The 21,363-nt window shown below is 68.5% G+C and carries 16 protein-coding genes; 9 read left to right on the top strand and 7 right to left on the bottom strand.

From position 1 onward, the window contains the following. Positions 1-2: 2 nt before the first annotated feature. Together treY and glgX are read right to left on the bottom strand one after the other, a co-directional pair. Positions 3-2,399: a malto-oligosyltrehalose synthase gene (gene treY / locus ACWGID_RS15795; RefSeq protein ID WP_452197187.1), complete on the bottom strand. Its 2,397-nt coding sequence runs from the start codon at positions 2,397-2,399 to the stop codon at positions 3-5. Then, positions 2,396-4,513 (bottom strand): glycogen debranching protein GlgX, encoded by a 2,118-nt coding sequence (gene glgX, locus ACWGID_RS15790; protein WP_452197186.1) that lies wholly within the window; start codon positions 4,511-4,513, stop codon positions 2,396-2,398. Before glgX ends, treY begins: the two co-directional genes overlap by 4 nt. Positions 4,514-4,769: 256 nt before the next feature. On the opposite strand from glgX, the gene ACWGID_RS15785 reads away from it, so the two are divergent. The 9 genes from ACWGID_RS15785 to ACWGID_RS15745 all read left to right on the top strand — a co-directional run bounded on the left by ACWGID_RS15785 (position 4,770) and on the right by ACWGID_RS15745 (position 15,347). Beyond that, positions 4,770-5,249: a hypothetical protein gene (locus ACWGID_RS15785; protein ID WP_452197185.1), complete on the top strand. Its 480-nt coding sequence runs from the start codon at positions 4,770-4,772 to the stop codon at positions 5,247-5,249. Between the two features lie 7 nt (positions 5,250-5,256). Further along, a complete protein-coding gene (locus tag ACWGID_RS15780; protein WP_452197184.1) occupies positions 5,257-7,377 on the top strand; it encodes a bifunctional polysaccharide deacetylase/glycosyltransferase family 2 protein in 2,121 nt (706 codons plus the stop codon). 84 nt (positions 7,378-7,461) lie between these two features. Beyond that, the gene (locus tag ACWGID_RS15775; RefSeq protein WP_452197183.1) at positions 7,462-8,214 is read left to right on the top strand and encodes a S1 family peptidase; all 753 of its coding nucleotides are present in this window, start codon (positions 7,462-7,464) and stop codon (positions 8,212-8,214) included. Between the two features lie 5 nt (positions 8,215-8,219). Then, the gene (locus ACWGID_RS15770; protein ID WP_452197182.1) at positions 8,220-8,594 is read left to right on the top strand and encodes a cupin domain-containing protein; all 375 of its coding nucleotides are present in this window, start codon (positions 8,220-8,222) and stop codon (positions 8,592-8,594) included. A gap of 140 nt (positions 8,595-8,734) precedes the next feature. Further along, positions 8,735-10,315, top strand: coding sequence for a flavin monoamine oxidase family protein (locus ACWGID_RS15765; RefSeq protein ID WP_452197181.1), 1,581 nt, complete (start codon positions 8,735-8,737; stop codon positions 10,313-10,315). Continuing rightward, a complete protein-coding gene (locus ACWGID_RS15760; protein WP_452197180.1) occupies positions 10,312-10,968 on the top strand; it encodes a Rid family hydrolase in 657 nt (218 codons plus the stop codon). The genes ACWGID_RS15765 and ACWGID_RS15760 overlap by 4 nt, the downstream gene beginning before the upstream one ends. A gap of 84 nt (positions 10,969-11,052) precedes the next feature. Continuing rightward, positions 11,053-12,357 carry a hypothetical protein gene (locus ACWGID_RS15755; RefSeq protein WP_452197179.1) on the top strand — a complete coding sequence of 435 codons (1,305 nt, stop codon included), beginning with the start codon at positions 11,053-11,055 and terminating at the stop codon, positions 12,355-12,357. Positions 12,358-12,426: 69 nt separating this feature from the next. Then, a complete protein-coding gene (locus ACWGID_RS15750) occupies positions 12,427-14,205 on the top strand; it encodes a hypothetical protein (RefSeq protein WP_452197178.1) in 1,779 nt (592 codons plus the stop codon). After that, positions 14,187-15,347, top strand: coding sequence for a DegT/DnrJ/EryC1/StrS family aminotransferase (locus tag ACWGID_RS15745; protein WP_452197177.1), 1,161 nt, complete (start codon positions 14,187-14,189; stop codon positions 15,345-15,347). Before ACWGID_RS15750 ends, ACWGID_RS15745 begins: the two co-directional genes overlap by 19 nt. A 547-nt stretch (positions 15,348-15,894) precedes the next feature. Here the strand turns inward: ACWGID_RS15745 and ACWGID_RS15740 are convergent. The 5 genes from ACWGID_RS15740 to ACWGID_RS15720 are packed head-to-tail and all read right to left on the bottom strand — an operon-like array spanning position 15,895 to position 21,329. After that, a complete protein-coding gene (locus tag ACWGID_RS15740; protein ID WP_452197176.1) occupies positions 15,895-16,671 on the bottom strand; it encodes an ATP-binding cassette domain-containing protein in 777 nt (258 codons plus the stop codon). Further along, positions 16,664-17,638: an ABC transporter ATP-binding protein gene (locus ACWGID_RS15735; RefSeq protein WP_452197175.1), complete on the bottom strand. Its 975-nt coding sequence runs from the start codon at positions 17,636-17,638 to the stop codon at positions 16,664-16,666. The genes ACWGID_RS15740 and ACWGID_RS15735 overlap by 8 nt, the downstream gene beginning before the upstream one ends. Beyond that, entirely contained in the window at positions 17,635-18,567 is a 933-nt protein-coding gene (locus tag ACWGID_RS15730; RefSeq protein ID WP_452197174.1) for an ABC transporter permease, read from the bottom strand. The genes ACWGID_RS15735 and ACWGID_RS15730 overlap by 4 nt, the downstream gene beginning before the upstream one ends. Beyond that, entirely contained in the window at positions 18,554-19,531 is a 978-nt protein-coding gene (locus tag ACWGID_RS15725) for an ABC transporter permease (RefSeq protein ID WP_452197173.1), read from the bottom strand. The genes ACWGID_RS15730 and ACWGID_RS15725 overlap by 14 nt, the downstream gene beginning before the upstream one ends. 1 nt (position 19,532) lies before the next feature. Beyond that, the gene (locus ACWGID_RS15720) at positions 19,533-21,329 is read right to left on the bottom strand and encodes a peptide ABC transporter substrate-binding protein (RefSeq protein ID WP_452197172.1); all 1,797 of its coding nucleotides are present in this window, start codon (positions 21,327-21,329) and stop codon (positions 19,533-19,535) included. Positions 21,330-21,363: the final 34 nt, after the last annotated feature.

Here is a 21,363-nt window from a genome sequence, read left to right as displayed (position 1 = left end):
TCTCAGCTCCTGACCAGCAAGGCGACGGGCAGGTCGCTCAGCAGCTCGTCGATCCGCGCCGCGCCGCTGCCGACCTCACGGCCGGTCAGCACGTTCTTCCAGTGGCCGGTCGGCAGTACGACGGTGCTCTCACCCCAGCCGCCCAGACGCCGCAGTGCGGCCGGCAGTCTGGTCGCCACGGTGATGACAGCGTCGCCACGAGCAAACGCGACCGCGTGTCCGTTGGACGTCGGAAGCGGCGCGTAGCTGCCCCCGAACGCGTCCGGGTACTGCCGGCGGAGGCGGATCGCCCGCGACGTGACGAGCAGCTTCTCGTCGGACAGGTCCTCCGGCTTGCCCCCTGAGTCCAGACGTTGCAGCCGCGCCACGCGGTCCTTGTAGTCCACTGGTCGCCGGTTGTCCGGGTCGACGAGGGACAGGTCCACCAACTCGGTGCCTTGATAGACATCCGGTACGCCGGGCATCGTCAGCTGCACCAGCTTCTGACCGAGCGTCGCCGCCCGGACGTACTCGGTCTGCTCGTCCGCAAAGCGGCGTACCGCGGTGAGCACGTTGTCATCGTTCAGCACTGCAGTGGCGAAGGCGGCGACGGTCTGCTCGTACTCGTCGTCCGGCGAGGTCCAGGACGTGTGCCGCTTCGCTTCACGGATCGCCTTCAGCAGATAGGCCTGCAGACGGTCCTCGGCGAGCGGTCCGTCGTCCCAGCTGCCGAAGAGCGTCTGCCAGAACAGGTACTCCGTGCTGCCGTCCAGCGCGGGAGTCCGGTGGTCCTCCGACAGCCGACGCCACTCCCGGACCGCCTCGGACCACGCCGCGGGCTGCTCGGACAGCACTCCGAGCCGGGCCCGGACGTCCTCCGACCGCTTGGTGTCGTGCGTTGACAGCGTGGTCATCGTCTTCGGCCAGTGCTTGTTCAGCTGGGTCGAGTACGCGTGGAACTCCTCCGGCGTGACACCGAAGTGCTCCGGGTCGCCACCGACCTCGTTCAGCGACGTGAGCCGCAGCCACCGGTAGAACGCGGTGTCCTCGACCCCCTTCGCCATCACCGGTCCACAGGTCTGCTGGAAGCGCACAATCAGCTCGGCTCGCGCCTGCTCGTCGATCGTGCTCGTCTCCCGCCCGAGCAGCAGATGCAGTACGACGTCCAGCGTCGCGTGCCGGTCCTCGGCGAGATTCGCCCGCGCCTTGTCCGCCGCCCGCTCCAACGCAGCGACTGCCGTAGGCGACGGCTCCTCCCCAGGCACGACGTACGCGCGGTAGACATCGAACTGGACCAGCAGCTCGGCCACGACCTCGTGGAACGCCCGCCTGGTGTGATCCCGCAGCCGGACGTCGTCCTGACAGATGCGCGCCAGCAACTCGACCAGCCGATGCACCTCCGCGTACTGCCCGTGCTGGACGATCTCGCGCTTCGCCTCCTCCACCACCGGCCCGAAGTCGGCCGGTGCACCGGTCAGCTCGGAGTGCAGCGCTGCGAGCGGCGCCGCGCCGGCGGGGTCGACGAACAGGCCGCCGACGCGCAGCAGAGCGTCGTACCCCGTGGTGCCGGCGCAGGGCCAGTCGCTGGGGAGCTCCTCGTCGCCCTCGAGAATCTTCTCGACCACGACCCACGCGCCACCGGTCCGCTCGGCCAGACGGCGCAGGTAACCACGCGGGTCCGCCAGCCCGTCCGGATGGTCGATCCGGTAGCCGTGGAGCTTGCCCTCGTGCAGCAGCGCGAGCAGTAGCTCGTGAGTCGCGTCGAAGACCTCCTGGGTCTCCTGACGCACCGCGGCGAGGGTGTCGACGTCGAAGAAGCGCCGGTAGTTCAGCTCCTCGTCAGCGACCCGCCAATGGGCCAAGCGGTACCACTGCTCGGTGACGAGCTCCTCGAGCGGCAGCTCCTCGGTCCCGGGCCGCAGCGGGTACTCGTGGTCGTAGTACCGCAGGACGTCGCCGTCGATCGACAGCTCGTCGTCGGCCAGCACCTTGCCGATGCGCTGGCCGAGCACCGCCATCAGCAACGGCTGGTTCCCCGAGCCCCAGTCGACGTCGAACCACTCGGCGTACTGCGAACCGGGCCCGAGCCGCAGCACCGACCACAGCGCCTTGTTCAGGCTCTCCGGCGTCGGCACGGCGACATGGTTCGGTACGACGTCCGCGATCGCGCCGAGGCGGTGTTGCGCCAGCTGGAGCGAGAGCCGGTTGAACGCGGCGCGCCCACCCATCTGCTCGGACAGCCGGCTGTGGTCCACCACGTCGTACCCGTGGGTGGAACCCGGGGCGGCCTGGAGGACCGGGGAGAGGTAAGCGTGGGAGATCCCGAGGCTCGACAGGTACGGGACTACCGCGGCGGCGTCGTCGAAGCCGAACTCGGCGCGGAGCTGGAACCGGTAGGTGGCCTGCGGGACCCCCATCATCCGGCGGCCTGCCGCGGGCGGGTCAGGACCATCGTTGCGCGGGCCTCCAGCTGGACGGTGGTGCCGGCCGGATGCGGCTCGGCGGCCGGCTCACCGGCAACGCTGGTCGTGTCGACCGCGACCGTCCAGCTCTCGCCGTACTCCTCGGGTGGGAGGAGGAAGTCGACCGGCTCGTAGTTGCCGTTCAGCAACACCAGGAACGAGTCGTCGACCACCGGCTCGCCACGCAGGTCCGGCTCGGAGATCGCGTCGCCGTTCAGGAACACCGCGATCGCCTGGGCGTCGTCGCGCTGCCAGTCGCCACCCTGCATCTCGGTGCCCTTCGGCGTGAACCAGACCAGATCACCGAGTCCGTCGATGCCGGTGTCGCCGTGGAAGAACCGGCGGCGGCGCAGCACCGGGTGGTTGTTGCGCAGCCGGACCAGCGACCGGGTGAACTCGAGCAGGTGCTTCTGCGGCTCGGTGAGCTCCCAGTCGATCCAGGCGATCTCGTTGTCCTGGCAGTAGACGTTGTTGTTGCCGCCCTGGGTGCGGCCGAGCTCGTCGCCGTGGGCGATCATCGGCACACCCTGCGAGATCATCAGCGTGGTCAGGAAGTTGCGTTCCTGCTTGGCCCGCAGCCGCAGTACCTCGGGGTCGTCGGTCGGGCCCTCGACGCCGCAGTTCCAGGAGCGGTTGTGACTCTCGCCGTCGTTGCCGCCCTCGCCGTTCGCCTCGTTGTGCTTCTCGTTGTACGAGACCAGGTCGCGCAGGGTGAAGCCGTCGTGGGCGGTGACGAAGTTGATACTCGCCAACGGCCGGCGGCTGTCGTCCTGGTAGAGGTCCGACGAACCGGTCAGCCGGGAGGCGAACTCGGCCACCGTGAACTTCTCGCCCCGCCAGTAGTCCCGGACGGTGTCGCGGTACTTGCCGTTCCACTCCGTCCACAGCGGCGGGAAGTTGCCGACCTGGTAGCCGCCGTCGCCGACGTCCCACGGCTCGGCGATCAGCTTCACCTGGCTGACCACCGGGTCCTGCTGGACCAGGTCGAAGAACGCCGACAGCCGGTCCACCTCGTGGAACTGGCGGGCCAGTGTGGCCGCGAGGTCGAAGCGGAAGCCGTCGACGTGCATCTCGGTGACCCAGTACCGCAGCGAGTCCATGATCAGCTGCAGGACGTGTGGGTGCCGCATCAGGAGGCTGTTGCCGGTGCCGGTGGTGTCGTAGTAGTGCTGCTTGTCCTCGTCCACCAGCCGGTAGTACGCCGCGTTGTCGATGCCCTTGAAGGACAGTGTCGGGCCGAACTCGTTCCCCTCGGCGGTGTGGTTGTAGACCACGTCGAGGATGACCTCGATGTCCGCCTCGTGCAGCGCCTTCACCATCGCCTTGAACTCGGTCACCTGCTGGCCGCGGGTGCCGGTCGACGCGTAGGCGTTGTGCGGCGCGAAGAAGCCGATCGTGTTGTAGCCCCAGTAGTTGGACAGGCCGATCTCCTGCAGGTGCCCGTCCTGGGCGAACTGGTGCACCGGCATCAGTTCGATCGCGGACACCCCGAGCTCCTTGAGGTGCTCGATGATCGCCGGGTGCCCGATCCCGGCGTACGTACCGCGGATCTCGTCGGGCAGGCCCGGGTGGGTCTTGGTGAGGCCCTTGACGTGCGCCTCGTAGATGACCGTCTCGTGGTACGCGTGGCCCGGCGGGCGGTCGGTGCCCCAGTCGAAGAACGGGTTGGTGACCACCGACAGCATCGTGTGCTCCCGGTTGTCCATCGTGTTCAGCTCGTCCGGGTTGCCGAACCGGTAGCTGAACAGCGACTCGTCACCGTCCAGCTGGCCGTCGATCGCCTTCGCGTACGGGTCCAGCAGCAGCTTCGACGGGTTGCACCGGTGGCCTTCGGCCGGGTTGTACGGGCCGTGCACGCGGAAGCCGTACCGCTGGCCGGGCTGCACGCCGGGCAGGTACGCGTGGTGGACGAACCCGTCCACCTCGGTCAGCTGCACCAGCTGCTCGGTGCCGTCCTCGCCGAGCAGCGCCAGATCGACGCGTTCGGCGACCTCCGAGAACACCGCGAAGTTCGTCCCGGCGCCGTCGTACGTGGCACCGAGAGGGTAGGGACGACCAGGCCATTTCTGCACTTGATGACAGTAGCCACCCGGACCGTCGGAGGCCGCACGCGGGGTGTTTCGGTTCCAAGAATTCACTGGGTAAGGGGTTGCAGGAAGCTGCAAGGGCTTTAACGTCCCAATTTCGGCTCAACTGGACTAAGGTCTTGCGCTTGTGAAACCGCCTTCCCGGCGGCCTGTCTTTCTGGACTCGACCGGGCGCCGCCGTCGCACGATCCGCAGAACCGGCGCCTTCCTTGCCGTGCCTACCGTCGGTTACCTGGTGCTCATGGCCAGTAGCCTTCTCGGCGGACCGCACATGGACACGCCGCTGATCCCCCTCCCCGAAGCCGCCAAGCCGAAGAACCGGCCGACCGAGCCGGTCGAAGCCGCGATCCAGACTCCCCTCCCGACCTCCGTCGCCGGCACCACGAAGCCGGGCGACGGGCCGAGCAGCACCTCCTCGACCGGCTCAGGGTCGACGACCACCGGTACGACGAGCTCGACCACCACGTCGGCGACGACGGCTCCCACGAGCGCTCCCCCCACAGCTCCCGTGACGCCCGGCGTCTCCCCGACGATCGTCCCGCCGGTCACACCGGTGCCCCCGACGCTCACCGTCGTACCGACGAGCACTACGACGACCGTTCCCACTACAACGGCCACGACCACCGCGCCGACGACCACGACGACCACGACGACCACGACGCACGGCAAGAAGCCGACCGCGCCGCCGACGGGTCAGACCAAGACGCCGGGTAAGCCGTGAACGAATCGTGAGCAGACCGGTCGCGCGACGCGCCAAACCGGTCCCGCTGCGGACGCACTGGATCGTCCTGACGATGCTGCTGGTCTGCCTGTCCAGCATGTTGTTGCTGAACGGCTACACGCACCACATGTTCGGTGCGGCGCCGGACGGCGCGGTCCAGCCGGTCGGTGGGTCCGGAACAGTCCCGCGGTCGATCATCACCGGCGGACCGGTGATCGACGCCAGAGCCGGCGCACCGCGCTCGGTGTCACCGCACGCGCGCACCATCGCACTCACCTTCGACGACGGACCGGATCCCGTCTGGACACCGAGGATCCTGGACTTGCTCCGGGATCAGCAGGTGCACGCGACCTTCTTCGTCGTCGGTACGGCGGTCGCCGCGCATCCCGACATCGCCCGCCGGATCGTGTCCGAAGGCCACCAGATCGCAGTACACAGCTTCACCCACGCCAATCTCTCGACCGCGGCACCCTGGCGGCGCGCACTGGAACTCCGGCAGATCCAGCTGATCCTCGCGGGTGCCACTGGTCTCAGTACGACGCTGCTCAGGCCGCCGTACTCCTCGGAACCGCGCGCGCTGACGGACCGCGACTGGGCCGCTCTCCAGCAGATCCGGGACGCCGGATACCTGTCGGTGCTCACCACTCAGGACAGTGAGGACTGGCGCAAGCCCGGCACCGACCAGGTGATCGCCAACTCGATGCCGAGCAGCACTGCCGGCCAGGTGCTGCTGATGCACGACGCCGGTGGCGACCGCAGCGAGACCGTCGAGGCGCTGAGCAAGCTGCTCCCGCGGCTGAAGGCTCGCGGCTTCCGGTTCGCGACGGTCAGCGACGCGGTCGGTCTGCCCGACCCCACGCACTCCGCAGGTCTGCTGGAACGCGGCCGTGGCATGGCAGCCATCTGGGCGATGCGGATCAGCGACTGGATCCTCAGCATCATCACCTGGCTCCTGTACGCCGCCGGCGCGCTGAGCGTGCTCCGGGCCATCACCACCGTCGTCGCCGCACGGCGCCACGCGAAGATGCGCGACTGGTCGTACGGACCACCCGTGACCGAACCGGTCAGCGTCATCGTTCCGGCCTACAACGAAAGCGCGGGGATCGAGGCGGCCATCCGCTCGCTGGTGGCGTCGGACCACCCGCTCGAGGTGATCGTCGTCGACGACGGATCGACCGACGGTACGGCGGACCTCGTCGAGGCACTGCGGATTCCCGGGGTCCGGGTGATCCGGCAGGCCAACGCGGGTAAGCCGGTCGCACTCAACACCGGACTGCAGGCGGCGCGGTTCGAGCTGATCGTGATGGTCGACGGCGACACCGTGTTCGAGCCGGACGCCGTACGGAAGCTGATCCAGCCGTTCGGGCACCCTGCCGTTGGCGCGGTGTCGGGGAACGCCAAGGTGGGCAACCGCGGCGGTCTGATCGGGCGCTGGCAGCACATCGAGTACGTGATCGGCTTCAACCTGGACCGCAGGTTGTTCGACCTGGCCGAGTGCATGCCCACCGTGCCCGGTGCGGTCGGCGCGTTCCGACGTACGGCGTTGGAGCGGATCGGTGGGCTGAGTGACGTGACGCTGGCGGAGGACACCGACCTGACCATGGCGCTGTGCCGCGACGGGTGGCGGGTGGTGTACGAGGAAAGCGCGGTCGCGTGGACCGAGGCGCCGGCCTCGCTGGGCGCACTGTGGCGGCAGCGGTATCGCTGGTGCTACGGCACGCTCCAGGCGATGTGGAAACACCGCGGCGCGGCAGTGCAGGGCGGTCGGGCCGGGAAGTTCGGTCGGCGCGGTCTGACGTACCTCATGCTCTTCCAGGTGCTGCTGCCCTTGCTGGCGCCGGTTGTGGACGTGTTCGCGATCTACGGACTCGTCTTCCTCAATCCGGTCCGCGTCCTGTCGGTCTGGGCCGGCTTCGTCCTTCTGCAGCTCCTTATGGGTTTCTACGCCTTCCGCCTCGACGGGGAGCGCCCCGGACCACTGTGGACCCTGCCGCTGCAGCAGCTCGTCTACCGCCAGCTGATGTACCTCGTAGTCATCCAGTCCGTCTTCACCGCACTGGCCGGCACCCGCCTCCGCTGGCAACGCATGGAACGCTACGGAAGCCTCCAAGCCCCAGTCGGCTCCTAGCAGTACGGCGTGGGGCCTGCGGGCGACTGGGCTCGGTGTGAAACTTTACGTGGAGCGATTGTTGTCTCACGTGGAGTGAAATAGATGTTGAAGCGGGTCGTACTACTTGCCGGACTCCTGCTGGTCGTCACCGCCGGGGCAAGACCGGTGATCGTCGGGGGGACGGTGGCGAGTACGACCGAGGCGCCGTGGGCGATTGCGTTGAACAACAGCCAGTCCGCGTCGCCGAACGGGCTGTACTGCGGGGCGACCCTGATCGCGCCGGACAAGATCGTCACCGCCGCGCACTGCATGGACGAGGACATGTCGACGTACTACGCGGTGCAGGGGCGGGCCGATCTCGCGGACAACTCGGTCGGTCAGACGTCGCGGATCCGCAAGGTGTGGATCCACCCCGGTTACAACACGAAGGACCACCGGTACGACGTCGCCGTACTGACGCTGAGCAGGCCGTTCCGCGGCGTACCGGTGCTGCCGCTCGAGACGCACGCGCGGGCGGACCGCGCCGGCGCCGTACCGGTCGTCTACGGGTGGGGTGACACGCAGGGCACCGGGCCGGACACGACGCTGCAGAAGGCCTCGGTGCCGGACCTCGGGGACAACGCCTGCCTGGCGAACAAGAGCTACGTCGCCGGCGGCTACGCGGCGGCGACCAACATCTGCGCCGGCTACCGCAAGGGCGGAACCGACGCCTGCCAGGGCGACTCCGGTGGCCCGCTGGTCCTGAACGGCCGTCTGCTCGGTGTCGTCTCCTGGGGTCAGGGCTGTGCCCAACCCGATAAGCCCGGCGTGTACGCGGAGGTCGCCACCATGGCCAAGGCGCTGCTGCAACACTGAGGGGTATGCCCGAACCAGTCCGCATCATCAAGGCCGGCGACCTGGTCGCCGCCGATCCGACCTCCGGCATGCTCCGGATGCGCGCCTTCGAGCTCCCGATCCTGTGGGCCGGGCAGGTGGTCACCCAGCCCGGCGCCATCTCCGGCTGGCACCACCACGACAAGAACGAGAGCAGCCTCTACATCGTCTCCGGCGTACTGCGTCTGGAGTTCGAAGGCACCGACGAGTACCTGGACGCGGTGGCGGGCGACTTCGTGCACGTGCCCGCGTTCACCATCCACCGCGAGAGCAACCCCACCGACGACCCGTCCCTGGCGATCATCGCCCGCGCCGGCGGTGGGATCCCTACCGTAAACGTGGACGCTCCGCCACGCGGTTAGGTCAGGTTCGTCAACTCGCAACATACCTGTCGGTACGAGCGTCTGCTCGTTACGGTGCTGTCACGCCGTGAAAACACCGTCTCCTTAGCTTTCTGGTCAGCAACTCCACCGCTCAGCGAGTTGCCCAGTGAGGAGAAGGCATGGCGCAGACCAGACGTCAGTTCCTGCAGCAGGTCGGTATCACCGGTGGCGCAGGAGTCCTGTACTCCACGATGTCCGCACTCGGCCTCACGAGTGTCGCCGAGACCCCCGCGTACGCCGCCCCGTCGCGGGTCGAGATGAACGGCCGCCGCAAGCACATCGTGGTGCTCGGCGCCGGGATCGCCGGTCTCACGTCGGCGTACGAACTGCTCAAGGCCGGCTACCAGGTCACGCTGCTGGAGGCGCGGACCCGTCCGGGCGGCCGCAACTGGACGGTCCGCGGCGGCACCGTGGAGACCGACCTGGCCGGCAACACCCAGCGCGCGACGTTCTCGCCCGGTCAGTACATGAACGCCGGTCCGGGCCGGCTGCCGCAGCACCACGTGACGCTCGACTACTGCCGTGAACTCGGCGTCGCGATCGAGCCCTTCGTCAACCAGAACGCCGACGCGTACCTGTACCGCGAAGGCACGAGCGCCCTGTCCAACAAGCCGATCCGGCACCGCACCGCGAAGGCGGACGTCTACGGGTACGTCGCCGAACTGCTCGCTACCGCTACGGATCAGGGCGCCCTTGACGCCGTGCTGACGGCGACCGACAAGCAGGCGCTGATCGGGTTCCTCGGCAGCTTCGGCTCGATCGGCAACAAGGCGTCCGGGTTCGCCTACACCGGTGCCGACGGCCGTCGCGGTTACACCGTCGAGCCGGGTGCCGGACTCGAAGGCGGTACGACGGCGGCGCCGTACGCCCTGAGCGACGTCTTCGCGAGTGGCGTCGGCAACTACTTCTCGTTCGAGTTCGGCTGGGACCAGGCGATGATGATGTTCCAGCCGGTCGGCGGCATGGACCGGATCCCGTACGCGTTCGAGCGCGCGATCGGCAAGGACAAGATCCACTACGGCGCCGAGGTGACCGGTCTGCGGAACACCACGTCCGGCGTCGAGGTCACCTACACGAGCGGTACGCGGACGCGGGTGCTCAGCGCGGACTACGCGATCTGCACACTGCCGCCGCACCTGGCCGCGAAGGTCCCGTCCAACCTGCCCGCGCCGATCCTCGAGTCGCTCCGGTACGCGCGGCCGACGAACGCGGGCAAGATCGGCATCGAGTACGGCCGGCGCTGGTGGGAGGAGGACCACCGGATCTACGGCGGGATCACCAACAGCACCCTGGACACGGTCAACACCTGGTATCCCTCGTACGGTTTCCACGGCGAGCGCGGAACGCTGATCGGCTACTACAACACCGGCACGAACGCGAACACGTACGGCGCCCTGACGCCGGCCGCCCGCCTCGAACGGGCCCTCACCCAGGGCACCAAGATCCACGGCGACACCTACGGCAAGGATGTCAAGGCGTCGTTCTCGGTGAACTGGATGGGCACCAAGTACTCGGAGGCGTCCTGGGTTAGCTGGCCGTCCCAGACCGACGGGATCTACGCCCGGCTGCTCGATGCCACCGGCAACATCTACTTCGCCGGCGACCACCTGTCGCATGTGATCGCCTGGCAGCACGGCGCGATCACATCGGCCCGGGCCACCGTGACCGCCCTGCACAGCCGGGTGGTGAACGGCCGATGAAGAAGGCACGCCTGATCGCCGGGGCCGTCGCCGTGGTCGTGTCGTTCACGGCCGGCGCCGGGACAGCGGCCGGCTGGTGGGACAAGCCACAGCCGCCGAAGCCTGGCACGGTCGTCCCGGCACTGCCCGCCGGGCAGGCCAACCCGATGATCGCGAGTGGCGTCGGGATCGGTGCGAACACAGCGGTCTACAAGACCAGCGGGATCGGCCCGTCGGCCCTCAACACCGGGGCACCGGCCGGATCCGAGGCGGCGTACGTCGACACCGTCGTGTTCCCCGGCGGCACGCTGCCGGCGGGCGTGACGATCACCGAGGCGCAGGGCATCAACGTGCTGCGCCGGATCGGGGAGAACCTGCAGGCGGCAGGCCTGTCGTACGCCGACGTGTACACGATGCGCGTGTTCCTGCAGAACCCCGCCGGCGCCGCGACCGCCGACTTCGCCGGCTGGAACCGCGCGTACCGCCAGTACTTCGCCAACACCGACCTCACCACCGGCGCGTACGTCGCAGTCCCGCTTGGTACGGCGGCGCCCGCGAAACCGTTCGTCGTCAACAAGTCCCGCCCGTCCCGGTTCGCCCTGGAGATCGAGAATCTCCCGGTCGCCGGCTGGCTCGTCGAGGTGGAGGTCGACGCGGCGTACCCGAAGCGCTGACCCCGGAGGTCCGGCCTCCGTAGCACCCAGCCGGTTAACCTGGCTGGGTGCTACTCGTTCGCGCGGCCGGCCGGAGTCGCTGACATGGCGCCCCACGAACAGGTCACGGTCGGCCTCGTCGGCGCCGACCAGATCGTGCACCGGACCATCGACCTGGGCCGCGAGCTGGACAACCCGGCACTGCGCCTGGTCACTGCCGTGTACGCCGACGAACTCGACGCGCACGAGCAGGCGATGCGGATCGCGTCGCGGGTCGACGTCTTCCTGTTCGCCGGCCCGCTGCCGTACGACATGGCGGTCGCGGGCGGGCTGCCGGTCCCGGCGACGTACGTGCCGAGCGGCGGGCCCGCATTGTTCTCTACTTTGCTCCGCGGCGTGCTGGAGAAGGTCTTCGATCCGGCCCGGATCAGCGTCGACACGATGTCGCGGCGTGATCTGACGCTTGTCTACGAAGAGGTCGGCCTGAGTGCGTCCGGCGTACGGCTGAAGGAGTACACCGGACCGGAGTCGGCCGCGGAGTTCCTCGACTTCCATCGCTCCCTGTACCAGCGCGGCCGGACTACCGGTGCGGTGACGACGGTGCCGACCGTCGACGTCGCGCTGCGCGAGGCCGGCGTACCGACCCTTCGGATGACGCCGTCGTCGATGACGATCCGGCAGGCTCTGACGACCGCGATCCTGATGGGCGGTGGCGCCAAGCTCGAGGAGTCGCGGATCGTCACGATGATCGTCCGGGTGCCCGCGGCCTCGTTGCCGGCGCACGCCAGCGCGAGCGCGTACTGGTACCAGGAGTTGAAGCTGTCGCTGCACCGCGAACTGCTGCGCGACGCCCGGCCGATGGACGCTGCGGTGGTGCCGCGCGACGAGCACAGCTTCCTGATCGTCACGACAATGGGCTCGCTGCGGCTGGCCACCGACAACTTGTCGATGGCCCCGTTCCTGGACCGGATCTCCGAGGAGCTCGGGATCCGGCTGGAGGTCGGCATCGGGCTCGGTACGTCGACCCGCGAGGCGGAGGTGAACGCCCAGTCCGCGGTCGACAAGGCAGCGGGCGGCGGCACCGCGTTCGTGGTCGGTCCGCACGGCTTCGTCCTGCAGGTCCCCGGCGAACGCGCCCGCGCCGCCGAGCGACCCGTGCACGAGGACTCGCGGGCCCTACAGATCCTGGCCTCGCTGGCCGAGCAACTGGAGAAGGCGAACGACACCGAGCGGATCGTCGACGCGGAGCGGGTCGCCGAACTGCTCGGCGTCACGCTCCGAACCGCGCGCCGGACCCTGAGCACGCTGGTCGACGAAGGACTGGCCTGGCCGATGCCGCCACCCCGCTCGAACAAGCTCGGCCGACCGCCGCGGCCGTACCAATTACTGGTCGAGAAGCTCCCCCGTTAGTTATTACGGTCGTCCATAACAGCTATTTAGGTCTTGCCGAAGGTGAATGCCTGGGGCAGGGTAGTTCGCGTGCCAGAACCTCTTCCTGCAGTCGCAGTGGTGGACGACCAGGTGGCGATCGAGCGGGCCCACCAGGCGGGTCAGGACGCCTGGTGGGTCTACCTGACCGAGGTGCTCGGACATCTCCGGCTGCCCTACCGCTCGATCTCCCCGGACGCGGCGGCCACGCCGCCCGACGACGTCTCCGTGCTCGTCTTCGCGACCACCCCACAGTCCGAGCCGTCGAGCGCACTCGAGCAGTGGGTGCGTGACGGCGGTGCGCTGATCATCGTCGGCGATCCCGGCCCGACGTCCACGCTCGCCGGCGTCACGGCGTACGAGACCGTGCTGGAGGACCACGTCACGGTCGCTCACAGCTCGGTCTGGTCGTCCGTTCCACCGATCCCCCTCCATGCGCACGGCGGGAGCCGGCTGACCAGCGAGGACGTCGAGGTCCTCGCCCGCTGGCAGGACGACACCGCCGCGGTCACCCTTCGCCGCCTCGGCGCCGGCGTCGTCCTGACGTACGGCGTCGACCTGTGGCAGACCATCGTTCGCATCCAGCAGGGGTACGCCGTCAGCGCGGACGGCGTACCGGCCGCGGACGGAACCGCGCCGATCGACGACGGTCTCCTCAAGTGCGAGGACGGGATGGCGCTCAGCTTCGAGCGCGACCGGGCGATGCCACCGGGCGAGCCGGACCACGTCACGCCGTACGAGCACACCTATCCGCCGCCGAGCGCCGTACCGATGTTCGACCAGCCGCAGGCAGACTGGTGGTGCGCGCTGTTCGCGCAGAGCCTGTGGTGGAGCGCCGAACAGGCCGGCGCCACGGTGCCCTGGCTCTGGTACTGGCCGTCCGGTGTCGACGCCGTCGCGCACATGTCGCACGACTCGGACGGCAACATCGAGGACGAGGGCCAGGCGGCCATCGACGCATTCGCCGAGGCCGGCGTCTCCGTGACCTGGTGCCATGTCTTCCCCGGCGGGTACTCCACCGATCTGTACGCCGCGATCACCGCGGCGGGGCACGAGAATGCCCTGCATTACAACGCGATGGGCGACGCCGACCTCGCGGTGTGGGGCTGGCCGCAGATGCGCGCGCAGTACGCCTGGGCGCAGGCGGTGACCGGCACCGAACACATCATCTCGAACAAGAACCACTACACCCGGTGGGAAGGGTGGACCGAGTTCTACACCTGGTGCGAGCGGCTCGGTGTGCAGATCGACGAGTCCCGCGGGCCCAGTAAGCAAGGTGACGTCGGCTTCCTGTTCGGAGCCGCGCACGTGTCGTTCCCGCTGGCGCCGGTTGCTGAGGGCAACCGGTTCTACGACGTACTGAACCTGCCGCTGCACACCCAGGATCTCGCGTGGGCCGGGCATGCCGCCGTCCGCGACGTGATCCTGGACGGCGCGCAGGCGGTGCACGGCGTCGCGCACTTCTTGTTCCACGGGCCACACCTGCACCGTCGTCCACCGACCCGCGCAGCGTGTATCGCACTCGCCGAGGAGGCCCGGCGGCGCGGGATGCCGTGGTGGACGGCCGGGCGGATCAACGACTGGGAGCGGAGCCGACGTGGCGTCGCCCTCTCGGTCGAGGCGCACCCGGATGGTCTCGCGGTACGAGCGCAGGCGGCCGAGCCCGTACCAGGAGCCGCGCTTCTGCTCGCGATTCCGAACCCGGGGACCGAGCCGATCGTCAAGGAAGGCTCGGGATCGGCGCGCAAGGTGGTCCGCTTCGGCCGGACGTTTGTCGAACTGAGCACGGACATCGTTGCTGGAGACAACAGATGGGTGATCACACTATGATGGCGGATTGGCCGGAGTGGCCGGAGTACGGCGACGACGAGGCGAAGGCACTGCTGGACGTCCTGCATTCGGGGAAGTGGGGCAGCACCAGCGGGGATGTCGTCGCGACCTTCCAGCAGGAGTTCGCGGAGTACCAGCAGGCCGGGCACGCGGTCTGTCTGGCCAACGGGACTCTCGCGATCGCGGTGGCGTTGCGTGCCGCGGGCGTCGGCATCGGCGACGAGGTGATCGTGCCGCCGTACACGTTCATCGCGACGGCCTCGGCGGCGCTGTTCGTGGGAGCGGTACCGGTGTTCGCCGACGTGGATCCGGACACGCACTTGCTGGATCCGGTCGCGACCGAGGCCGCTGTCACTGAGCGGACCAAGGCCGTGGTCGTCGTCCATCTCGCCGGCCGGCCCGTGGACCTGGACGCCTTCACCGCACTCGGCGCCCGGCACGGCCTGACGATCATCGAGGACGCGGCGCAGGCCCACGGAGCGGCGTACAAGGGACGACCGGTCGGCGCGATCGGGGATCTCGGCACGTTCAGCTTCCAGAGCAGCAAGAACATCACGGCCGGCGAAGGGGGCGCCGTACTCACCGACTCGCCGGAGCTGGCCGGGGCGGTGTACTCGCTGGTGAACGTCGGCCGGGTGCCGGGTGGTGGCTGGTATCAGCACGAGGCAGTCGGGTACAACTTGCGGCTGACCGAATTCCAGGCGGCGATCCTGCGGGTGCAGCTCCGCCGGCATCCGAAGCTGCAGGAGATCCGCGAACGCAACGCGCGCTTGCTTACGGAGCTGTTGGGGAAGGTCGACGGCATTCAGCTTCCTCCGGAGGACCCGGCGATCACGGCCCACGGCCGCCACCTGTTCATGCTCCGAGTCCCCGGCCAACGCGACGCCGTCCTTGAGTCTCTCAAGGAAGCCGGCCTCACCCGAGCCTCCTCCGGCTATGTCCCTCTCCATCGCAACGCCGCCGTACTCCGCGAGTCCCAAGCAATCACGGACCGCCTCGGCCAGCCCTACCCCGAACCAACCTGCCCCAACGCCGACACAGTCTCCAAAGACACCATCTGGCTCCCTCAGCCCTACCTGTTAGGCACCGAGCCCCAAACCCAAGCCATAGCAACCGCAATCACCACCGCAGCAACCCCATAAGCCACCCGCCTGGGGAGGATCTTGCACCCAAAACGGCCGGTAATCCTCCCCAGTCCCGGTACTACGAGAGACGCGCGGGATGATGCCGGCGGACGAGCGGGCCAGCACTCGCTCAGCACGCGTGGGTCGTTCTCGTCTGCTGGCGAGGGGGACGCAATCGCAGCCGCGAGTTCGCACCCGCGTCGGCGACAGCCGCCGACTCGCGTACGGCGCTCACTCGGCAGACGCGACGCGATCACGGCAACGGGATCATGAACGTGCGGGACTGGGGAGGATCTTGCACCCAAAACGGCCGGTAATCCTCCCCAGTCGCGGTACTGCGGGAACGCGGGGCCAGGCGGACGGGCGGGCAAGCGCCTGCTCAGCACGCTTGGGTCGTTCTCGTCTGCTGGCGAGGGGGACGCAATCGCAGCCGCGAGTTCGCACTCGCGTCGGCGACAGCCGGAGACTCGCGTACGGCGGTGGGCCGGGGTGAGTGGGAGCGCGCGGAGCGGGCGCGGTGAGGGCATCGCGGCGTAGGAAGCACACGCCCAGCACGCGTGGGCGATTAGGACTGGCGGATGGGGAGGACTGCGGAGAGGAGTTGTTGGGTGTAGTTGTCTTGGGGGGAACGGAACAGGGTCTCGGTGGTGGCTTCTTCGACTACTTGGCCCTTGTTCATCACGGCGACGCGGTCGGCTAGGCGTTCGACCACCGCAAGGTTGTGCGAGATGAACAGGAACGACAACCCGAGACGATGCCGTAGGTCGGTGAACAGTTCCAGGATCTGCGCCTGGATCGAGACGTCCAGTGAGGATGTCGGCTCGTCGCACACCAGGAGGTCGGGTTCCAGCGCCAGCGCCCGCGCGATCGCGATGCGCTGCTGCTGACCGCCGGAGAACTGCCGCGGATAGAGCTCCGCGTGGCGCGTATTGATCCCGACCAGATCGAGCAACTCGAGCGCCTTGGTACGCCGGGACTCCTGATCCCCCCGTTGGTGCAGCCGCAACGGCTCCATCACGTTGCCGATGGCACTGAAGTGCGGCAGGAGTGAACCGTACGGGTTCTGGAACACCATCTGCATCCGCGGCCGCAACACCCGCAACTCGCGCGGCGGAAGCGTCCCGAGATCCTTCCCGTCGAACGAGACCCGCCCCGACGTAGGCGTCTGCAGCCCCATCACGAGCCGAGCCATCGTCGACTTACCACTGCCACTTTCGCCAACCAGGCCGAGCGTCTCACCACGGCGTACCGTCAGCGAGACGTCGTCGACGGCGCGTATCTCGCCGGCGCGGGTCCGGAAGATCTTGGTCACGGACTTGGCGCGGACCAGTTCGTCAGGCATCGACGGCCACCTTCCAGCACGCAGCGTCCCGGCCGGGACCGATGGTCAAGGTCTCTTGTTCGGTTCCGCACTTCGGCAGTTCGGCGCGGGCGCAGCGCGGGTGGAACGGGCAGCCGTCCGGGCGCCTGGTCAGGTCGGGTGGGCTGCCGGGGATCGGCCGCAGCGGCAGGTCGCGGCCGCCGACCTCGACGCCGGACCCGAGCAGCCCGACGCTGTACGGGTGCCGCGGGTCGTCGAGCAGCCGGTCCATCGGTGCCCGCTCGACCACGCGACCGGCGTACATCACCACCGCGTCGTCGCAGAAGTAGCGCGCGACGCCGAGGTCGTGGGTGACCATGATGACGCCGGTACCGCGGTCCTTCAGGTCCTTGAGCAGGTCCAGGATCTGCCGCTGCACGGTGACGTCCACGGCGGTGGTCGGCTCGTCGGCGATCAGCAGCGCCGGCTCGGTCACCATCGCCATCGCGATCATCGCCCGCTGCCGCATCCCGCCGGACAGCTGGAACGGGTAGGTGCGGATCCGTTTCTCGGGGTCGGGGATGCCGACGTCGCCGAGCGCCCGGACCGCGCGTTTCCGCGCTTCCGCCTTGGTACACAGGCCGTGCCAGAGCAGGTGTTCGGTGAGCTGCCGCTCCAGCGTCAGCGTCGGGTTCATCGCCTCCATCGCGCTCTGGAACACCATCGCGATCTCGCGGCCGCGGATCCGGCGCAGTTCCTTCTCACCGATCGACAGCAGATCGCGACCGTCGAACATCGCCTGGCCGCCGATGACCCGGCCGGTCCGCGGCAGGATGCCCATCAGGCTGCGCATGGTGACGCTCTTACCGCTGCCACTCTCACCGACGACCGCCAGCGCCTGCCCTCGGCGTACGTCGAACGACACGCCATCGACCGCGGTCAAGGAACCGCCGTCGCGCCGGAACGTGGTCCGCAACCCGCGCACGGACAGCAAGGGCTCCTCGCTCATCGCTGCTCCCCACTCGCGTCGAATGCATCCCGTACGCCGTCGCCGATCCAGGTGAACGCCAGCAGGGTCAGCGCGAACAGCACCGCCGGCGCGACCAGCATGTGCGGCGCCGCCAGCAGGTACCGGCTGCCCTCGCTGATCATCGCGCCCCACGACGGTGTCGGCGGCTGGACGCCGAGCCCGAGCAGCGCCAGGCCCGCCTCGGCGGCGATCGCGGCCGGGATCGCGAAGCTGGTGGTGACCAGGATCGGCCCGATCGCGTTCGGCAGGATGTACCGGATCGCGATCGTGCTCCCCTTGGCGCCCATCGACCGCGCCGCCTCGACGTACTCGCGTTCCTTCAGCGTCATCACCTGGGCCCGGACCAGCCGCGCCTGGGTGACCCAGGACGCGATGCCAATTGCGACCACCAGCGCGAAGATGCTGCGACCGAGCACCGTGACCATCACGACCGCGAACAAGTAGGTGGGGAACGCGTACATCACGTCGGTGAAGGCCATCAGGATCTGCTCGACGCGGCCGCCGAGGTAGCCGGCGAGCAGCCCGATCGCCAACGCCAGCACGAGCGCGGTCAGCTCGGCGCCGAACGCGACGGTCAGCGCCGTCTGCAGGCCGTAGATCAGCCGGCTGAGGATGTCGCGGCCGAGCAGGTCGGTGCCGAGCAGGTGCCCTTCCGAGCCCGGACCGGCCAGCTTGTGCTGGATGTCGGTCTCTTCATAGCCGTACGGCGCGATCAGCGGCGCGGCGATCGCGACGACGATCAGCAACCCGCAGAAGATCAGACTGCCGAACGCCAACCGGTGCTTGCGAAACCGCGACCAGGCCCGCGACCAAGGCCCACGCGCGGTGGTCCCGAGCTCGATCGGTTCGGGTTCGGCGCCGGCCGCGGCCAGTTCGCCGGCCGCCTCGACACCTTCAGTGGCCGTCATGAGACCCACCTCCCACGGTGCGGATCCGGGGGTCGAGGAGCCCGTAGACGAGGTCCACGACCAGGTTGGTCAGCATCAGGATCAGTGCGAAGAACATCGCCGTACCCATCAGCAACGGCATGTCCCGGCTGGCCGCCGCGTTGGCGAAGTACAGCCCGAGGCCGGGGATGCGTAGCAGTGCTTCGACGAACACGGTGCCCGTCATCAACGCTGCCAGCAGTGGACCGGCCACGGTCACCAGCGGGATCAGCGAGTTGCGCAGCGCGTGCCGGACGATGACGGTACGCCGGGGGCCGCCCTTGGCCAGCGCCGCGGTGACGTACTCCTCGCGCAGCGTCTCGAGCATGCTCGACCGCACGTACCGCGCCAGCACCGCGGCCGGACCGAGACTCAACGCGAGCACCGGCAGGATCAGGTCTTTCGGACCGTTCCAGCCGCCGGACGGCAACAACTTCAACGTGGCCGAGAACAGCAGGATCATGAACGCCGCGCTCAAGTAGCTCGGCAGCGCATGCCCGAGCGTGACGACGAACATCGTCGTGTGGTCCGACTTCGAGTTCTGCCGCAACGCAGCGAACACCCCCACCGGTACGGCGATCAGGAGCGCGAGTACGACGGCCAGCACCGCGAGCGTGGCCGAGATCGGGAACGCCTCCGCGATGATGTCCTGCACGTTGCGGCTGGCGTACTTGTACGACGGGCCGAAGTCCCAGACGACCGCGCCCTTCATGAAGATCAGGTACTGCTTCCAGACCGGTACGTCGGCGCCGTACCTGGACTCGAGCTCGCCGACCATCGACTCGGTGCCGACGCCACCGAAGTTGGTGGCGCCGCTGTTCACCCGCTGCAGGTCCGCGAAGTTGCCGGGCGCGAGCTGCAGCAGGGTGAAGGTCATGATCGAGACCGCGACCAGGGACAGCACCAGCCGCACCACGCGCTTGCCGAGGTACACGGCGAGGCCCACGTCACTCCCCTACGCTCAGCGGCTTGAGGTAGAAGTAGTCCGGGTACGCGCGGAGCTGGAGCCCGTGCACCTTCGGTTTGACCGCGTGGAAGAGACTCAGCCAGAGCACCGGCAGGTACAGGTACTGCTCCTCGCGCAGCTTCGCGGCCTGCTTGTACACCTCCAGCCGCTTCGCGTCGTCCGTCTCGAGGTTCGCCTTCTCCACCAGGGCACCGATCTCGCGCGCGGGAGCCGAGGCGTGTGCGGTGAGGACGGCGTTCAGCTGCGCGGTCTTGTCGGCCGGCTTGAGGTTCTTGTCGTCCTGCAGCGCCTGGTACTGCTGCCATTGATCGCTCGGCAGGCTGATCTCCTGCACGTTCTTCGGCGACCACAGCGAGCCCACCATCGTCGGCCACGTCGGCAGCCCGGCGAACGTGCCGTAGTAGAAGCCGATGTAGTTGCCCTTCTGGACCTGCCAGCGCCGCTCGGTGTACACACCGGCCTCGACGTGGTCGACGCTCGCCTTGATACCGAGCTGCTTGGTCCAGCTGTCGACCATCGCGTCGGCGAGCGTCGTGTCCGGTACGCCGACCAAGATCCGCACCGGCGGCAGGCCCTGTCCGTTGGGGTAACCGGCCTCGGCGAGCAGTTTCTTCGCCTCGGCGACGTCTTCCTTGATCCCGATGCTCTCGTCCCAGCCCGCGGTCCGGCTGGTCACCAGCGAAACGCCCGGTTCCTGCCCGGGTTGTACGCCGGCCAACGTCTTGCGATCCAGCGCCAGCGACAGCGCCTTGCGGACGCGGACGTCCTCCATCGCCTTGTGCTGACTGCGCAGCTTCGCGAGGTACAGAATGCTGTAGTTCGCGGTCTGCTGGAGTTGCTTCGACAGGTTCCCGTCCTTCTGGAACCGCAGTACGTCGGGCCCCGCGAGCTGGACCAGGTCGGTCTCACCGTTCTCGTACGGCACCGTCGCGGTCGCTGCCGCGCTCGGCTCGACCAGGTTGACCTGGATCCGGCCGATCTTGACCTTGTCGCGGTCCCAGTACTTCTCGTTGGGCACCAGGATCAGCTTCGAGTTCGCCACCCACTCGCTCACCGTGTACGGGCCGTTGGACACGTAGTTCGGCGGGTTCTGCCACTCCTTCGGCTTGCCCTCGACCAGATCCATCGGCAGCGGAAGCATCGCCGGGTGGGTGAGCGCGAGCAGGAAGTCCGGGTTGGGGTTGGCGAGCGTGAGGACGAGCTCGTGGTCGCCGTTCGCGTGCACGCCGACCTTCGTCCAGTCGGTCAGGACACCGGCCAGGAAGTCCTGCGCGCCCTTGATCCCGGTCGCGGTCTGATAGCTGTTCGCGCCGAGCGTCGTACCACCGGCCGAACCGCCGGCCGGGGTGAACAGCCGCTTGTAGGTGCGTTCGAAGTCCTGGGCAACGACCGGTTTGCCGTCCGACCACTGGGCGTTGTCGCGCAGCGTGAAGGTGTAGGTCAGGTGGTCGTCGGAGACCTTCCACTCGCTCGCGACGGCCGGCTGGACGCCGTCGCCCTTCTCGTTCTGGGCGACCAGACCCTCGGAGATGCCGCGGCTCAGGATCCACATGCCGTTGGTGATCACCTGCGGGTCGAGCACCTCGACCGGCACGTAGTCGATCGTCAGCGTCGACTTCCCATCGGCGGCGGCCTTGCTGTCGTCGCCGAACAGTCCGCACCCGGTCAACGACCAGCTGCCGCCGATCGCGGCGACGGTCAGGCCGGACCACCGGAGGAAGTCGCGCCGGGTCTGACCGGCAGGGGGAACCGAGCTCGTCCTCGCACGCTTGGTCAAGGGAGTGCCGCCTTTCTGGCGTCCGGAACTCGAC

The organism is Kribbella sp. NPDC054772, from assembly GCF_053611945.1.
Note: the sequence above shows the minus strand (reverse complement) of the source record. Positions and strands in the feature narration are given on the sequence as shown.

What these genes read in the sequence shown, in the direction of transcription:
- treY (WP_452197187.1), bottom strand. Translation starts at nt 2,399, where the DNA reads ATGATGGGGGTCCCGCAGGCCACCTACCGGTTCCAGCTCCGCGCCGAG.
- ACWGID_RS15785 (WP_452197185.1), top strand. Translation starts at nt 4,770, where the DNA reads ATGGCCAGTAGCCTTCTCGGCGGACCGCACATGGACACGCCGCTGATC.
- ACWGID_RS15775 (WP_452197183.1), top strand. Translation starts at nt 7,462, where the DNA reads ATGTTGAAGCGGGTCGTACTACTTGCCGGACTCCTGCTGGTCGTCACC.
- ACWGID_RS15770 (WP_452197182.1), top strand. Translation starts at nt 8,220, where the DNA reads ATGCCCGAACCAGTCCGCATCATCAAGGCCGGCGACCTGGTCGCCGCC.
- ACWGID_RS15765 (WP_452197181.1), top strand. Translation starts at nt 8,735, where the DNA reads ATGGCGCAGACCAGACGTCAGTTCCTGCAGCAGGTCGGTATCACCGGT.
- ACWGID_RS15760 (WP_452197180.1), top strand. Translation starts at nt 10,312, where the DNA reads ATGAAGAAGGCACGCCTGATCGCCGGGGCCGTCGCCGTGGTCGTGTCG.
- ACWGID_RS15755 (WP_452197179.1), top strand. Translation starts at nt 11,053, where the DNA reads ATGGCGCCCCACGAACAGGTCACGGTCGGCCTCGTCGGCGCCGACCAG.
- ACWGID_RS15745 (WP_452197177.1), top strand. Translation starts at nt 14,187, where the DNA reads ATGGGTGATCACACTATGATGGCGGATTGGCCGGAGTGGCCGGAGTAC.
- ACWGID_RS15740 (WP_452197176.1), bottom strand. Translation starts at nt 16,671, where the DNA reads ATGCCTGACGAACTGGTCCGCGCCAAGTCCGTGACCAAGATCTTCCGG.
- ACWGID_RS15735 (WP_452197175.1), bottom strand. Translation starts at nt 17,638, where the DNA reads ATGAGCGAGGAGCCCTTGCTGTCCGTGCGCGGGTTGCGGACCACGTTC.
- ACWGID_RS15730 (WP_452197174.1), bottom strand. Translation starts at nt 18,567, where the DNA reads ATGACGGCCACTGAAGGTGTCGAGGCGGCCGGCGAACTGGCCGCGGCC.